This window comes from Providencia sp. 21OH12SH02B-Prov (assembly GCF_027362595.1).
Taxonomy (GTDB): domain Bacteria; phylum Pseudomonadota; class Gammaproteobacteria; order Enterobacterales; family Enterobacteriaceae; genus Providencia; species Providencia zhejiangensis.
In genome coordinates this window covers 1,348,874-1,365,758 of the sequence record NZ_CP114796.1, presented here as the reverse complement: position 1 = coordinate 1,365,758, position 16,885 = coordinate 1,348,874, and the positions used below count along the sequence as shown (strand labels likewise).

Here is a 16,885-nt window from a genome sequence, read left to right as displayed (position 1 = left end):
TCCGGCTATATGAGATGGTGATAATTTAACTATTCGCGATACATTGATTCTATTTCTGAATGATAGCGTTCAGAAATAATTTTTCGACGTAGTTTTAGCGTAGGCGTTAGCTCACCTTTTTCCATAGAAAAATTCGCTGGGAGTAAGGTGAAACGTTTAACTTGATGAAAAGTTTCAATATTCTTCTGTAACTCTTTCAAGCGACTTTCAAATAAAGCCACAATGTTGGAGTCTCTTAATAGCTCTAGGCGATCACGATATTTTAAATTAATAGAATGGGCGTACTCTTCTAATGAATCATAACAAGGGACAATAAGCGCAGAAACGAATTTACGCGCATCCGCAATAACAGCAATATGTTCAATAAACTGGTCTTGCCCTAATACACCTTCAATCATTTGTGGTGCTATATATTTACCATTTGATGTTTTCATCAGGTCTTTCAAACGGTCAGTAATATACAGGTTACCTTTAGCATCAATTTCACCTGCATCCCCCGTTTTTAACCAGCCATCAACCGTGAATGCTTCATCAGTATCTTGAGGGCGATTGTAATACCCTTTCATTACGACAGGTCCTTTGACCTGAATTTCATTGTTATCGCCGATACGCACTTCTACAGAAGAAAGTGGTGTACCAATAGAACCTAATGGATAATGCCCTTCTTCCCAACAAGAGACTGTGGCACAGGTTTCGGTCATCCCATAACCGTATTTAATATTGATTCCTACAGCAAGGAAAAAGGCAATGACGTCATCATCCAAACGAGCCCCCGCCGCTGGCATGAATCGAATACGTCCGCCTAATAACTGACGCAGCTTAGTTAACACGAGCTTGTCGGCTAAATTAAATAGAGATTGATTGAATGCGAAAAGTTGCTCACCTCTAGCCAGTGATTGAGTTCTTTTATTGCCCTGTGCGATCGCCCATTTAAATAATAAGCGGCGCATAAGAGGGGCTTTGGCAACTTTACCCTGTACTGCACTATACACTTTCTCGTAAAAACGAGGGACTGCACACATCACTGTCGGTTTAACATCAGCAAGCGCTGCCCTAACCGCATTGGTATCCGTTAAATAAACATTACGTGCACCTGTGTGCATCACATAGAAGCTCCAAGCGCGCTCAAACACATGCGATAGAGGAAGAAAGCTTAAAGAAACATCCTCATCGGTCAGCTTTAAACGCTGGTCATGAAGGTAAAGTTGGGCGGCCATGTTGTAATAATCTAACATCACCCCTTTGGGTTCGCCTGTTGTGCCAGAAGTATAGATAATTGTGAACAGATCACTAAGATGATGGGCGGCAATACGTTGGTTTAATTCCTCTTGGTATTTAGGTTCAGCTTGGGCCATAAAATGAGCCAAATGCACTGAATCTACCCCACACTCTACCAACTCGACATCGTTATTAAGCACGACAATCGTGGTAAGTTGAGGACAAAAAGCCTTCAGTTGACAAGCAACATGATACTGTTCTTGCTCACCAACAAATAGAATTCGAATATTTGCATCATTAATAATATAAGCAGCCTGTTCTAGGCTACTTGTCGCATATAAAGGGACAGTAACGGCTTTTAGTTGTAGAACAGCAAGATCAACCAAAGACCAATTCATACTGTTATGCGCGAATAATCCAATATTTTCTTGTACCTCAACATTAAGGGCTAACAGACGGTGAGCAATCGCAGTCGAATGCGTTTCAACTTGTTGCCATGTGAGCTCACTTTGCTGTCCATTATGCCATTGACTGAAAGCTATCCGATTCGCTGAATCAGCGGCACTAAACCGACTGTGTAAGCGATTGACCAAATGGTATGGATATAGATTTTCAGTAATCAAAGTATGTTTCCTATAATACATGTGTTAACGGAAGACACTCGGTAAACACACGACGTGCTTCGCCAGTTAATTATTTCAGCTTACATCTGTTAGCTGAACAACTTGAGTGTATAGACGAAAGAGGATTGTGAAAAGGGGTAGAATGTAAATATTCTGCAAATGTTATATAGGTAGCATAACTCATCACAGAATTTCACCATGATGAGTTAGCGGTAAATAAAGCGATAATCACAATTTAAGCGAGTGATTCAAAAGCCTTAGGTCAACAAATCAGTGATCAGCTGACAAAATTGTGATTTCATCCATTGATGTCCTTTATCTCGAGCCGTCGATTCATGCCAAGTCAAATAGCAAGGACGAGTATTCTCTTGCCATGGCAATGCAACCATCTGTAATTGATGCTTGTAACTTGAGTTTTCAACCAGCCACTTCGGAACAATAGCCACCAATTCAGTTTGAGAAACGATATTTAAAACACTGTTCAAATCGGTTCCTTGGTAACTAATCGTGTGGGATAAATCCGTATTACTATAATAAAGTTGGCTGAAAGAACCTATATTATCCATTGACATTACCGCATGTTTTTCACTATTCAACAGACTTTGCGTCACATTATTCACAATACGAGGGTGATTTTTCGCGACAACGAGAACCAATTCATCATTAAATAAAACTTGTTGTTGATACTCGCTTTTTTCGAATTGATTATAACTCACCGAAAAATCAGTTTCTTGATATTTTAATTTATGTTCAATGTTATTATCTAAGAAACAATGAATATGGATATTAATATTAGGCGATATATCTTTAAATTTTTCGACGATAACTGCGGCTAAACGAATATCTAATGGAGAACAAATAGATAAATTGAATACTCGATCACTCAGTTTCGGGTCAAAACCTGCCCCCGGTAACTCATTATGCACTAGTTGTAGTGCTTGTCTAACAGGCCCAAAGAGCTGTTTAGCGCGGGAGGTCGGCTGTATTCCACGACCATACCGAACAAAAAGCTCATCATTAAACATTGATTTTAAACGAGATACAGCGTTACTCACGGCAGGTTGAGACATACCTAATACCTGCGCTGCCCGTGTGACATTTTGCATCTGCATGACCACATCAAAAACCGTCAATAAGTTAAGATCAACATTTCGCAAATTAATATCACAATTCTCTTTTTTAGCTGGTGAAACCGCATCAAAATCAGTCATTATTTACTCCAATAAAGATATCTATCATTTTTATTAATGAAAATAATCTTCTCCTAAATAAATAAGGATTTTATAAATTCATTAAATATTATTCTTCGAACAACTTATCAATGATAAGCTATTTCGCGTTCCCTGCATTTATTAAAACGACGCTTATATTATATTATCTATCAATGTAACAACACACTAAAGATGTTATAACAAAACGAAGGTATTCATCGACATAATGATTTTAAATCACGCATTTAAAATCGTTATTATTAACTTAAAAATAATAAAACAAATTTAAAAATAAATCATAATAAATATCATCAACAACCATAAAATGGTCTTATTATCAGATTAAATTTAAATTATTCATTTATTAAATAATTTGTTTAATAAAAACTATAATTAGAGCTTATTTTTATATCTAACGTTATAGTTTCCCCTATGACAAGCTGTACAAAATTTAATCCAAACCATCAGTTTATGCTATATTTCCATCTAGTTATTTCATGAAAAGAATTTTACCCCTAACTTATCGATAAAATATAGAGAAAAACATCACTAAATATAGTGAAATTAGTCACAATCACTAACTATGGCTAATGATGCATAATTCTCCAAAATTGCCGGAAAAATCTAAAGTTGACAGCAAAGAAAAGATCACGTATCAATAAATACAGATTAGTTAAAAACCTATTTAGAGACTGTGAAAATGACAACTTCTATTCGCCTACTAAGCCTACTACTACTCGCATCCAATGTGCGCGGTATGCTTATGGACGGAAGATAAAAACTCACAGTCCAGAAACATAAAAAACCCGCGCCAGCCGCGGGTTTTTTTATGCCTGCCGGCATCGCAAAGCATAACGATAAAATCTGTATAAGAGGAACACAACATGAGCGATCAAGTCATTATCTTCGACACCACCTTACGTGATGGTGAGCAGGCATTACAGGCAAGTTTATCTGTAAAAGAAAAATTGCAAATCGCATTCGCATTAGAACGCCTCGGTGTTGATATTATTGAAGCTGGTTTTCCTGTTTCCTCCCCAGGTGATTTCGAATCGGTACAAACCATCGCGCGTGAAATTAAAAATAGTCGCATTTGCGCGTTAGCGCGTTGTGTTCAAAATGATATTGATGTTGCGGCAGAATCACTGAAAGTGGCTGAGGCATTTCGAATTCACATCTTTTTAGCGACCTCGAATTTGCATGTCCAAAAGAAATTAAATAAAACATTTGATGGTGTCATGGATATGGCTATCGATTCGATTAAACGCGCGGGACGCTACACCGATGATGTTGAATTTTCATGTGAGGATGCCGGACGTACCGATATTGATAATTTATGCCGTATCGTTGAATCAGCCATCAAAGCTGGCGCCACCACCATCAATATTCCAGATACCGTTGGTTACACAACGCCTTATCAATTCGGTGGCATTATCACCTCTTTATATGAACGCGTCCCAAATATTGATAAAGCGGTCATTTCTGTGCACTGCCATGACGATTTAGGTATGTCTGTTGCCAACTCGATTACGGCTATACAAGCAGGTGCTCGTCAAGTCGAGGGAACAATTAATGGATTAGGTGAACGTGCAGGTAACACCGCCTTAGAAGAAGTCATCATGGCCATCAAATTGCGCGAGCAAATGATGAATGTACATACCAATATCAATCACAAAGAAATCTACCGTACCAGCCAATTGGTCAGCCAATTATGCAATACCCCAATCCCTGCTAATAAAGCCGTGGTCGGTAGTAATGCATTTGCGCATTCATCGGGAATTCACCAAGATGGCGTGCTGAAAAATCGTGAAACCTATGAAATCATGACGCCTGAATCAATTGGCTTGAAAGCAATCCAATTAAACTTAACATCTCGTTCAGGCCGTGCAGCCGTTAAGCATAGAATGGAAGAGATGGGCTACCATGAAGGGAAAGATTTTAATTTAGATGAATTGTACACCGCTTTCCTGAACTTAGCCGATAAGAAAGGACAAGTGTTCGATTATGATTTAGAAGCGTTGGCATTCTTTGCTAACCAACAAGATGAAACGGATCACTTTGTCATGGATTATTTCAGTACCCAATCAGGCTCAAGTGTTGTTGCTACTGCCACCGTGAAAATGCGCTGTGGGGAAAGTGAAAAATCGGAAGCCGCAACAGGAAATGGCCCTGTTGATGCGATTTATCAAGCCATCAATAAAATTACCAATTATCCAATTAACTTAGTCTCTTACAAGTTGTCTGCAAAAGGACAAGGGGAAAATGCATTGGGTCAAGTCGATATCGTTGTCGAATGCTTTAATCGTCGTTTTCACGGCATGGGCTTAGCAACCGATATTGTCGAATCGTCCGCCAAAGCGATGGTGCATGTGTTAAACAGCATTTGGCGCTCTGAACAAGTTGAAAAAGAAAAACAAAAAATATCTCAAAAAGAATTACAATCAAATACAAAGGAAGCTGTATAACAATGTCTAAGAGCTATCATATTGCCGTATTACCTGGAGATGGTATTGGACCAGAAGTCATGGCTCAAGCCAATAAAGTGTTGGATGCAATCCGCCAGCGTTTTGCATTATCTATCACAACCAAAGAGTATGACGTTGGCGGTATCGCAATTGACCGCCACGGCAAACCGCTACCTGAAGAAACTGTCGTAGGTTGTGAAAATGCAGACGCCGTTTTGTTTGGTTCCGTTGGTGGCCCTAAATGGGAAAACTTGCCGCCAGATAGCCAACCCGAACGAGGAGCACTGCTGCCATTACGCAAACACTTTAAATTATTCAGTAACTTGCGCCCTGCCCGCTTGTATCAAGCGTTAGAGGCATTTTGTCCTCTGCGTGCCGATATCGCAGCCCAAGGTTTTGATATTCTCTGTGTACGTGAATTAACAGGCGGTATCTATTTTGGTCAGCCAAAAGGCCGTAAAGGTGAAGGGCAAGATGAATACGCTTTCGATACCGAAGTTTATCACCGTTATGAAATAGAACGTATCGCACGCATTGCTTTTGAGTCAGCACGGAAACGTCATCATAAAGTGACCTCAATTGATAAAGCTAACGTATTACAAAGTTCTGTTTTATGGCGAGAAGTTGTTAATCAAATCGCTAAAGAATACCCCGATGTCGCTGTTAGCCATATGTATATCGATAATGCAACAATGCAAATGATTAAAGCACCATCTCAATTTGATGTTGTTTTGTGTTCAAACTTGTTTGGTGACATTATTTCTGATGAGTGTGCCATGATCACTGGTTCAATGGGGATGTTACCATCGGCAAGCCTAAATGAAGATGGCTTTGGACTCTATGAGCCAGCAGGAGGTTCCGCGCCAGATATCGCAGGTAAAAATATCGCGAACCCAATCGCTCAAATTTTATCGGCAGCCATGCTGTTAAGATTCAGTTTAAATCAGAATGACGCCGCTGATGCCATCGAAAGAGCTGTGAATAAAGCGTTAGAAGAAGGCCATCGTACCGCAGATTTAGCCGGTGGTGGCAAGTCCGTCAGTACTAGTGAAATGGGTGACATTATCGCCCGTTATATCACCGAAGGGGTGTAACATGGCCAAAACTTTATATCAGAAATTATATGATGCGCACGTTGTACGTGAAGTCGATAATGAGATACCCCTGATCTACATTGATCGTCATTTGGTTCATGAAGTGACATCACCTCAAGCCTTTGATGGCTTGAGAACCAAAAATCGTCCATTGCATCAACCAAGCAAAACCTTTGCAACCATGGATCATAACGTTTCAACACAAACAAAAGATATTAACGCTTGTGGTGATATGGCACGTATCCAAATGCAAGAGTTGATGAAAAACTGCAAAGAGTTCGGTGTGACCTTATATGACCTTAACCATCCTTATCAAGGTATTGTTCACGTGATGGGGCCAGAACAAGGCATTACTTTACCGGGTATGACCATCGTGTGTGGGGACTCGCATACTGCAACTCATGGTGCATTTGGTGCATTGGCTTTCGGTATCGGTACTTCTGAAGTTGAGCATGTCATGGCGACCCAAACCTTGAAGCAAGCTCGCGCCAAAACCATGAAAATTGAAGTTATCGGTAAAGCACCGGTCGGCATTACAGCAAAAGACATCGTCTTAGCCATAATTGGTAAAACAGGCAGTGCTGGCGGTACAGGCTATATTGTCGAGTTTTGTGGTGAAGCAATTGAAAACCTCAGTATGGAAGGTCGTATGACCGTTTGTAATATGGCCATTGAGTTGGGGGCGAAGGCAGGTATTATCGCTCCAGATGAAACAACGTTTAGCTATATGGAAGGTCGTCAATTTGCCCCTAAAGGAAAAGAGTGGGATGAGGCTGTTGCGTACTGGAAAACCTTAAAAACCGATGAAGATGCGCAATTCGATAAAATCGTCACATTGCAAGCCAGTGAAATCGCGCCACAAGTCACTTGGGGAACGAATCCGGGTCAAGTTATTGCCATTAATGAACCAATACCTTCCCCAGAATCTTTCAGTGATCCTGTGGAACGGGCATCTGCTGAGAAAGCTTTAGCGTATATGGGGTTAAAGTCTGGTATCAAGCTGTCTGACGTAAAAATTGATAAAGTGTTTATTGGTTCTTGTACTAATTCACGTATCGAAGATTTACGTGCTGCGGCAGCTATTGCTAAAGGTAAAAAAGTGGCTTCTGGTGTTCAAGCGATCGTTGTTCCCGGTTCAGGCCCAGTTAAAGCTCAAGCGGAGCAAGAAGGGTTAGATAAAATCTTTATCGAAGCGGGTTTTGAATGGCGTTTACCTGGTTGCTCCATGTGCCTTGCAATGAATAATGACCGTTTGAACCCTGGTGAACGATGTGCATCAACCAGTAACCGAAATTTTGAAGGTCGCCAAGGTCGAGCAGGACGTACTCACTTAGTTAGCCCTGCAATGGCTGCGGCAGCGGCGATTAATGGTCATTTTGCGGATGTCCGCGATATTCACGCCTAAAGGAGCATTTATCATGGAAAAATTTATTACCCATACAGGCATTGTGGCCCCTTTAGATGCGGCGAATGTGGATACAGATGCGATTATTCCAAAACAGTTTTTGCAAAAAGTCACCCGTACAGGATTTGGACAACACCTGTTTAATGATTGGCGTTTTCTTGATGACGCCGGACAGCAACCAAACCCAGATTTTGTATTAAACAAGCCAGTGTTTAAAGGTGCGAGTATTCTACTCGCCCGCGAAAACTTTGGCTGTGGCTCCTCTAGAGAGCACGCGCCATGGGCCTTAACTGACTTTGGTATCCAGGTGGTTATTGCACCTAGTTTTGCTGATATTTTTTACGGTAACTCTTTCAATAACCAATTGTTACCAATAAAACTGAGCGATGCAGAAGTTGACGAAATGTTTAACTATGTGCAAAACAATGAAGGTTGCCAATTCACGGTTGACTTAGAGCAGCAAACGGTTCAAGCAGGCGATAAAACTTATCATTTTGAGATTGATAGTTTCCGTCGTCACTGCATGATGAATGGCCTTGATAGCATTGGTTTGACCTTGCAGCATGCTGATCAAATTAAGCAATATGAGCAGAAAATTCCTTCATTTATGCGCTAAGCATTAACAACCACTTTCTAAACGCCCACCTTCTGTGGGCGTTTTATCTTATAAATAGTGAATAAGCCTACCCCTACATCATGATTTACTCTAAAATCATCCTCATTATTATGTAGACTAAATCCAATAACAGTATTCAAAATAAAGGCAACAAAAAAAGCCGATAATGCTGCTATCGGCTGGTAAATTACCATTACTCAATAATTCTGGGAGTCAGCCTGCCAATTAACAGGCCTAACGAGCTACTTACTGGTGTCTATTATCAAATGGATATTAGGAAATAAAAATTGATGTAATCATTGCCGGAGTTCCTCTTTTATGTCCAGTTCTCGCTTACAAACACAATTCGTCCGTCTTTGGCAACACTTTCAGGGTCAAGATAGTGAAACCACATTGCAACATATTGCCGATACACTGTTTTGCTCTCGACGCCACGTCCGCACTTTATTAAATAGCATGCAATCTCATGGGTGGCTCAGTTGGCAAGCCGAAGCAGGCAGAGGAAAACGTTCAACCTTACTCTTTCATGTTAATGGATTAGAGTTACAGCAAGCCCAAGCGGAGCGTTTGCTAAAAGAAGAAAGCATTGAAAAACTTGTTGCTTTAGTGGGAGATAAAGAAACAATCCGCCAAATGGTTCTCTCTGAATTAGAACGCAGTTATCGGCAAGGTAAGAATCTTTTACGCATCATCTACTACCGTGATTTCCCTAATTTGCTACCAGGAACCCCCATGAGGCGTTCTGAAATTCACTTAATGAGTCAGATATTTAATGGATTAACGCATATAAATGAGGAAAAAGGGGAAGTCGAAAATGGTATCGCTCATTATTGGCAAATGATAAATGACACTGAATGGCGTTTTTACTTAAGACCCAGTATTTACTTTCACCACGGTAGAGAGATGCTAGTCGATGATATTATTAGTTCATTGATGCGTTTACAGCAGTGCTGGCCATTATTTTCACATATTAAATCTGTCACCTCCCCTCTTCCCAATGTCATTGATATTCAATTAAGTGAAGTCGACAAGCAGCTACCTTTACTATTAGGGAGTCCTCATGCTGCCATTCTCCCCAAAGAGTGGGAGTCTTTTGACAATTTTGAGCAAATACCTATTGGTACAGGCCCTTTTTTGGTTGAAAAAAACTTACCGCAAAAACTGACAATCACTGCATTTGACCGCTATTTTGGCTACCGTGCACTACTTGATGAGGTCACTATTTGGGTCGTGCCTGAATTATCTGAGCAAATGGTGTGTACCACATTAAAGATGGACAGTGACAGCAAACCAAATGATTCGTTAGAAAGTCGTATGGAAGAAGGATGCTACTTTTTATTGATGGATCAACGCTCTGCCCTAGCGCAGCGTTGTGATATACGTCAATGGCTATGCAGTTTTTTAACACCAATCAATCTGCTCGCGCATTGTGAATCATTTTATCAGCGGCACTGGGCTCCCGCTTATGGGCTATTACTGCATTGGCATCATAGTCGCATGTTAACGCTATTACCTAAGCCAGCTGATTTAACCGAATTGACGGTCACTTTCTATCATCAACACCACGAGTTTTATGCTATCAGCCAAATAATGAAGCGTGTATTGAAAACGCAAGGTATCGAATTAAAAATAAACATTGTTAATTACCCTGAATGGTTCAATGGCACAGCAGAAAGTGATATTTGGCTTGCGACAGCCAACTTCTTTAAACCTCTCGAATTTTCAATTTTTGCTACTTTATATGAAATGCCATTATTTCGTGAATGTTTAGGCTCCCCCCTCAAAGAGGAGCTGTCAAATTGGCGACAACAATCACTTAATGTCGAAGCATGGTGTGAAAGCTTAGTTGATTCACAGATTTTTCATCCAATCTTCCATCATTGGCTAGAGCTTCAAGGACAAAAAACCATGCGTGGAGCAAGGATGAATACGTTCGGTTGGTTTGATTTTAAATCGGCATGGTTTCAACCTTCTGAGGATAATGCACAGAAATCATAAAAGTTATGAACACCATAGGTGAATAATAAGGATGTTATTCACTTTTTCTGTGGATATCCATGTGAACAACCCGATAGTAATCAGGGTATATCCTACAGGTCACTTCTTCAAGAAAATCCTCACGCATTACTAACTCATTTTAAAACAATAAGATACTTACATTCCATCCTGTTATCCCCTGTTTATGTTTTCGACTTTATTCATTAGGAGTTCAAATGAACAAAGATCAATCAATGTATGATTTATCCACAAGTAATGCGCTTAACTTAGGCAAGTTGTGTGATTAAGTTCAAAAAAACAGGTAAGTCAAGCCTGTAAATGCACACAGTAATTAAAGTTTTTCACAGTTATCCAATAAATCTGTGGATAACCTAGTGAATGATCCTGTGATTATTATGGGATGAACGTGAATAACCTATTTTTCGTTAAAGATAATGTGGTTAAGTCTTCTATTATTATCTTATATATCAATGCATTAATTATCTGGTGTAAAAAGTGATATACTTTCTCTACCCTGTGAACTTTTTTTGATTATTATTTAATCGCATTATGCCATTTTTACCGCCACCACCACCTGAAAATGAGTCTGTTTTAATGGCGAGAGCGCAAGCCCTTGCTGGTTATACGCTGGGCCAATTGGCTGAATATGCAGGATTACCAATCCCCCCTGATTTAAAGCGCGACAAAGGCTGGGTCGGCATATTGCTAGAGTATTTTCTAGGGGCTAGTGCAGGAAGTAAGCCTGAACAAGATTTTGCTGAAATTGGCGTCGAATTAAAAACGATTCCTATCGATCGTCATGGTGTGCCACTGGAAACAACATTTGTTTCCGTTGCGCCTTTAACGGGTAATAGTGGGTTGACTTGGGAAAACAGCCATGTTTGTCGAAAACTGTCTCGGGTACTGTGGTTTCCTATTGAAGGAGAGCGCCAAATTCCTCTTGCACAGCGTCGCGTGGCGACGCCTTTACTATGGAGTCCCTCACCACTGGAAGAGCAATTACTACGTCAAGATTGGGAAGAATTGATGGATCTGATTGTTCTTGGGAAGGTTGAAACCATCACTGCACGGCATGGACAAGTGCTACAAATACGCCCTAAAGCCGCTAACAGTAAAGCATTAACAGAAGGAATTGGTGAGTTTGGGCAAACTATCATGACATTACCGAGAGGCTTTTATCTTAAGAAAGATTTTACAGCCCCTCTTCTCGCTAGGCATTTTCAACTCGGTTAAAAAGAAAATGTATATATGATGACACCGCTATCCGCGCTTAATCAAGATACGCCGGTAACAGCTCAAGCCAAGATAACTAAAGTCTCTATTTGTTATCAACACATTTTATCGTTCGCGAATACGGCTGGGATCGCATTCGCTTATTCATCAATCAGGAGCCTTGAAACCACTCGCTATTTAGTGGCCATCTTAGCGGCGTTAATGGCTCCTTCCACTGCTTTCTTAGCCTGTGGGCTGTTTTTCCAACAGCTAGACCCTGTGAGTTCAGCGCCTAACCGCAAAATTTCCTCATAGGATGCTTCACTTAGCTGAGATAACGTCGAGAATCCCATTTGTTCTAATCGACTCATCACCGTCGGCCCTACCCCTTTTACCGCGAGTAAACACTGTTTGTCCGCTTCTGAAAACCCCATATTCGTTCCTAATTAAATGAGTAGCTTATCTTTTTTTTAATGAATAGCTTTGCAATATACCTCATTATTATTTTACTATTCTTTTATGGCTATTATTATTTCAATAAAATCTCCTATATCCTTTGTGTCACTCATCACATTTATGGTAGTACACCCTCGATTTAGCATAAGTTAGGAATTAGCAATGTATACTCGTCAGCTCACCACGACACGCCATAATTCACTCCAACTGCCTGATGGCCGTCATTTGAGTTGGTATGAGTCTGGGCCGAAAACCGGTTTTCCAGTTATTTTTTGTACTGGTGCAGGTATGAGTGGGACACTCGGTTTTGGCATTGAATTCCTCAACCGTTTTGGGCTGCGATTGATTGTGCCTGAGCGAGCGGGTTTAGGGGACTCTTCCCAAGATCCACAAAAATCACTTTCTCGTTTTGCCGCAGATATCGCTGTGTTGTTGCATTCTCAGCAAATCAAACATTACTCAGTGATTGGTTTTTCTCAAGGCGCTGTATTTGCCATGGCACTGGCTTTTTATGGCACTCCGAATGCATTATCCATCGTCTCGGGCCAAGACCAATTTGAACATCCAGCAACGAGAGAACGACTACGCTCTGATGTGATTAATATGCAAGAGCAAGCCATAAATAGCCCTGAAGCGCTCGCTGACTGGTTGAAAAAAAATGTCAGCGCACCATGGCTATTGGCATTTATTCTCAATTGTAGTGCTGAAATCGACCAACAGCTTTATCATGAAGCCACCTTTTTAGAAGCTTACACCGAATGTATGAACCGTGCTTTTGTACAAGGTAATTTAGGCTATGTTCAAGATTTGCTGATTACGCTACAAGCATGGCCTTTCCAACCTGAACAGATCCAATGCTCTGTATCATTATGGTATGGCCAAAAAGATGAAAGTTCTGTGCACTCACCCGATTTTGGCCATATCCTTGCCACTCGCTTTCCTCATTGCCAACATTTTCTGTTTAAAAATGAAGGGGGTTCTCTATTATGGACCCAATCAGAAGCGATCTTAAAAAATTTAAAAGCTGAATAAGTAAATATAAATTAATAACTGGCTGAATGTTGAATATTATCATAATTCAATTTCAGCCACGACTGGATAATGGTCTGAATAATCATAATAAGCATTATTATTATAATAATAAGCTGTTTTCATTTTCACCTGTCTGGTTTGTTCTTTGATCGAAGCAACATTTTTTGCAAAAATATAATCTAAATGCCAACTCTCTTTTTCATCTGGATGCGCAGCTTTAATGATATCATTGCTTGTGACATCCCACGAAGGAGTCGATGAAACATATTCAGGTTCTCCCCAGCCAATAATATCCAAAGCTTGTATATATTCCCTTTGCGTATAATTGATATTAAGGTCCCCCCCCTAAGACGACGGCTAAATTCTCTTCTGAAGCGATGCTATTAGCCCAGTTGATTAACTGATTAAGCTGAGTTTTACGATGATCTGAAGGGGTTGTCATTATACAATAATGATCATCCGACTGCATATGTGTACCAATAACATTGACCTTACTGCCCTTAAAGTCAATAACGGCCCTCACTCCTCCTTTAGCACTAAAACGGTCAGCACCACAGCCCGAATCATCAAAAAGATGATATTCACGATAAATAATGGGATAACGAGAAGCAATAGCGATACCTGAGTTAACTTGCTGAATAATATCCCATGTTCCTTTTTTATTATTCCAACAATTATTCGAGTCACAATAAGCTAGGATAGATTCATTATATTGAGCCGCAACCGGTGTGTGATAAATAAACCCCAACTCTCTCATTCCTGAAAATAATTTCTTTTCAGAATCTTGGCTAAAAACCTCTTGAAAAATAACAATGTCAACATCAGAAAAAATATTATCTCTAATCATCGCATTAATTCTTGTATTTCTTGTTGATGCACCAATACTAAAAAGAGGAACATGCAATAAATAAGTATTAAATGTCATCACTTTAATTTTATTTGGCATAGTTTTTCCTATCATGTCATTGATTAATAATATATAAATTACATTATCATTTTAAAATAAAGGCTATTTCAGTAAACACATTGTGTTTGACAATGACGACAAGAGCTATGCTAAACCATATCAACAATAGCGAATAGATTATTTCTTATTGTATAACCAAAAGAATTTTATCAGTAATCAGAGCTAATTAAATAATTAGAATAATATTTAAGATATATAAAAGAGATGATAGCGAGAGGATAATATTGATGACAAGCGTTCATTACCCATATTTTCTTGTTATACAATATAGCCATTGCGCCCTCCGCTATATTTATAGCTTCAGGCGCAATTTAGGCATGAGTTTATGTAAAAACTAATCGCACCACGGATTAGCGATAAACAATACCGCCATCAGTTAGGATTGATTGTCCAGTAATGTAGTCTGAGTCATCACTTGCTAAAAATGCGACCAAGCCCGCCACATCTTCTGGAGTTTGTGCTCGACCTAATGCAATACCTTCAACATATTTTTTATAGGTTTCACCTTTTGGTGCACCTGTAATTTCAGCAAAACGCTCATCAATTTCCACCCACATATCGGTACCCACAATACCTGGGCAATATGAGTTAACAGTAATGCCTGAGCTTGCATACTCTTTCGCTGCCGCTTGAGTTAATGCGCGCACTGCAAATTTAGTTGCAGAGTAAACACCTAGCATTGCAAAACCATCATGCCCTGCAATAGAAGAGGCATTAATAATTTTCCCCTTCTGTTTACGTTGTTGGAATTTCTCACTGGCTGCTTGGATCCCCCACATAACACCATCAACGTTAATTTTGAAAATTAAGTCCATGTCTTCTTGGCGTACATCGGCGAGAGGTTTAACTTGCGCAATCCCCGCATTATTAATCATGACATCGAAACCACCTAATTCAGCTTCAGCATGCGCCACTGCTGCAAACACTTCCTCACGTTTACTGACATCTGCTGCAAATGTTGTCGCTTTACGGCCTAATGCTTCAATTTCCTTCGCCACATCCGCTAGCTTATCTTTTTTAAGATCCACAAGTGCGATGTCGGCTCCCTCTTTCGCTAAACGTAATGCGATACCACGACCAATACCTTGTGCTGCGCCAGTAACCAAAATGACTTTATTATTCAGTGCCATGAGCTATCTCCCATTAGGATAGTTAAAATAAATGACTCTAACTAAACAATACGTTAGCAAGATTGCGAATAAGTTACAAAGTTATGATCTTAAACTGTTTTAGGTGAATATTGTAACAGATACAACTCTATTTGATTGATTATCACTCGCATTTGCAATAGAAATGACTACAAAAAACCAAATAATAATTAAATTGAGGTAGAAATACCCATTAAGAGGTATAGCAAAAAATGCTATTTATAAAAATATGTTCAAATAATAAACTCTTTTTTAAGAAAAAAATAGGCTGACAAACCTATTATGTTTGGCGGCAAGTCGGATAGGTTTTGAAAATAAACGAGGATAATCAATTTATTGATTTTCGACTGACAACACAAAGTGGGAAAAACCACGCTTTATCCCACTTTGTCAACAACCTTAGGCTGCCCATATGGCAGCCTAATAATAAAGCAATGACGGCTTATTTTTTGGATGCTTGCAAGTACAGCATATCCAATGCAATAGAAGCCGCGGCTAATGCTGTGATTTCTGATTGGTCATAAGCAGGAGCCACTTCGACCAGGTCCATACCAACAATATTTAAGGGTTGTAAACCACGCAGTAGTTTCAACGCGCGGTCAGATGTTAATCCCCCAACAACCGGTGTCCCTGTTCCCGGTGCAAATGCAGGATCAAGACAATCAATATCGAACGTCAAATAAACAGGCATATCACCAACAATTGATTTGATTTGTTCAATCATCTCATCAACACCACGGTCATTAACCTGAGCCGCATCAAGTACCGTAAACCCATTGTCGCTGTCATGTTCCGTACGAATACCAATTTGCACTGAACGAGTCGGGTCGATCAACCCCTCTTTCGGAGCATGATAGAACATCGTTCCATGGTCATACTGACTCCCATTACCATAAGTATCAGTATGTGCATCAAAGTGAACTAAGGCCATTTTGCCAAAGTGCTTTGCATGAGCACGCAGCAGAGGAAGCGTCACAAAGTGATCGCCACCAAACGTTAAACAACGCTTTCCAGCCGCGAGGAGTTTTTCAGTATGCGCTTGTAATTTATCGCACATATCCTGTGCATCACCAAAAGCAAATACAACGTCACCACAATCAACAACGTTTAAACGCTCGGTTAGCTTAAAGTTCCATGGCCAGCGATGGCTTTCCCACGCTAGGTTTGTTGATACTTGGCGAATCGCTGCTGGCCCATGACGGCTTCCCGCACGGCCTGAAGTTGCCATATCAAAAGGAACACCGGTTATCACCCATTCAGCATCAGAGCTATATGGTTGAAAATTCAGTGGAAATCGTAAAAAGCCAAATGCGTTAGAAACCAGAGAGTTATCAATCTGGTTACCTAATGTGCTATTAATCATCACTCTTCCTCTATCAGCATTTGTAATCTGCAAATACTTTTATTATTTAGGCTCACGGGTAGCTTTACGCCACCCGT

At 40.0% G+C, this 16,885-nt stretch carries 14 protein-coding genes; 7 read left to right on the top strand and 7 right to left on the bottom strand.

The features are described 5' to 3' along the window. Positions 1 to 29: 29 nt before the first annotated feature. Together O7C57_RS06495 and leuO are read right to left on the bottom strand one after the other, a co-directional pair. A complete protein-coding gene (locus O7C57_RS06495) occupies positions 30 to 1,862 on the bottom strand; it encodes an AMP-dependent synthetase/ligase (RefSeq protein WP_269723791.1) in 1,833 nt (610 codons plus the stop codon). Positions 1,863 to 2,098: 236 nt separating this feature from the next. Beyond that, positions 2,099 to 3,052, bottom strand: a complete 954-nt coding sequence (gene leuO, locus O7C57_RS06490) for a transcriptional regulator LeuO (protein WP_163860889.1) — start codon at positions 3,050 to 3,052, stop codon at positions 2,099 to 2,101. A gap of 884 nt (positions 3,053 to 3,936) precedes the next feature. On the opposite strand from leuO, the gene leuA reads away from it, so the two are divergent. The 6 genes from leuA to mutH all read left to right on the top strand — a co-directional run bounded on the left by leuA (position 3,937) and on the right by mutH (position 11,863). Next, positions 3,937 to 5,517, top strand: coding sequence for a 2-isopropylmalate synthase (gene leuA, locus O7C57_RS06485; RefSeq protein ID WP_269723790.1), 1,581 nt, complete (start codon positions 3,937 to 3,939; stop codon positions 5,515 to 5,517). A gap of 2 nt (positions 5,518 to 5,519) precedes the next feature. Next, positions 5,520 to 6,611 (top strand): 3-isopropylmalate dehydrogenase, encoded by a 1,092-nt coding sequence (gene leuB / locus O7C57_RS06480; RefSeq protein WP_154622664.1) that lies wholly within the window; start codon positions 5,520 to 5,522, stop codon positions 6,609 to 6,611. Between the two features lies 1 nt (position 6,612). Further along, positions 6,613 to 8,016: a 3-isopropylmalate dehydratase large subunit gene (gene leuC / locus O7C57_RS06475; protein WP_163860886.1), complete on the top strand. Its 1,404-nt coding sequence runs from the start codon at positions 6,613 to 6,615 to the stop codon at positions 8,014 to 8,016. Positions 8,017 to 8,029: 13 nt separating this feature from the next. Next, positions 8,030 to 8,632, top strand: coding sequence for a 3-isopropylmalate dehydratase small subunit (gene leuD, locus O7C57_RS06470; RefSeq protein WP_154622662.1), 603 nt, complete (start codon positions 8,030 to 8,032; stop codon positions 8,630 to 8,632). 318 nt (positions 8,633 to 8,950) lie between these two features. Then, positions 8,951 to 10,630, top strand: a complete 1,680-nt coding sequence (gene sgrR, locus O7C57_RS06465) for an HTH-type transcriptional regulator SgrR (RefSeq protein ID WP_154622661.1) — start codon at positions 8,951 to 8,953, stop codon at positions 10,628 to 10,630. A gap of 549 nt (positions 10,631 to 11,179) precedes the next feature. Then, positions 11,180 to 11,863 carry a DNA mismatch repair endonuclease MutH gene (gene mutH / locus O7C57_RS06460; protein ID WP_269723789.1) on the top strand — a complete coding sequence of 228 codons (684 nt, stop codon included), beginning with the start codon at positions 11,180 to 11,182 and terminating at the stop codon, positions 11,861 to 11,863. A 173-nt stretch (positions 11,864 to 12,036) separates the two neighbouring features. Here mutH and O7C57_RS06455 read toward each other — a convergent pair whose 3' ends face one another. Beyond that, on the bottom strand, positions 12,037 to 12,276 hold the full coding sequence (locus tag O7C57_RS06455; RefSeq protein ID WP_154622659.1) for a helix-hairpin-helix domain-containing protein: 240 nt from the start codon (positions 12,274 to 12,276) through the stop codon (positions 12,037 to 12,039). A gap of 184 nt (positions 12,277 to 12,460) precedes the next feature. Here O7C57_RS06455 and O7C57_RS06450 point away from each other — a divergent pair, with 184 nt between their 5' ends. Continuing rightward, a complete protein-coding gene (locus O7C57_RS06450) occupies positions 12,461 to 13,330 on the top strand; it encodes an alpha/beta fold hydrolase (protein WP_269723788.1) in 870 nt (289 codons plus the stop codon). Positions 13,331 to 13,369: 39 nt separating this feature from the next. Here the strand turns inward: O7C57_RS06450 and O7C57_RS06445 are convergent, their stop codons facing one another. From O7C57_RS06445 to speB, 4 genes are all read right to left on the bottom strand, one after another. Next, positions 13,370 to 13,627 (bottom strand): hypothetical protein, encoded by a 258-nt coding sequence (locus O7C57_RS06445; RefSeq protein ID WP_269723787.1) that lies wholly within the window; start codon positions 13,625 to 13,627, stop codon positions 13,370 to 13,372. 34 nt (positions 13,628 to 13,661) lie between these two features. Continuing rightward, the gene (locus O7C57_RS06440) at positions 13,662 to 14,276 is read right to left on the bottom strand and encodes a sphingomyelin phosphodiesterase (protein WP_269723786.1); all 615 of its coding nucleotides are present in this window, start codon (positions 14,274 to 14,276) and stop codon (positions 13,662 to 13,664) included. A 371-nt stretch (positions 14,277 to 14,647) separates the two neighbouring features. Beyond that, on the bottom strand, positions 14,648 to 15,427 hold the full coding sequence (locus O7C57_RS06435; protein WP_154622995.1) for an acetoin reductase: 780 nt from the start codon (positions 15,425 to 15,427) through the stop codon (positions 14,648 to 14,650). Positions 15,428 to 15,887: 460 nt separating this feature from the next. Continuing rightward, positions 15,888 to 16,808, bottom strand: coding sequence for an agmatinase (speB, locus tag O7C57_RS06430; RefSeq protein WP_154622996.1), 921 nt, complete (start codon positions 16,806 to 16,808; stop codon positions 15,888 to 15,890). Between the last annotated feature and the right edge of the window lie 77 nt (positions 16,809 to 16,885).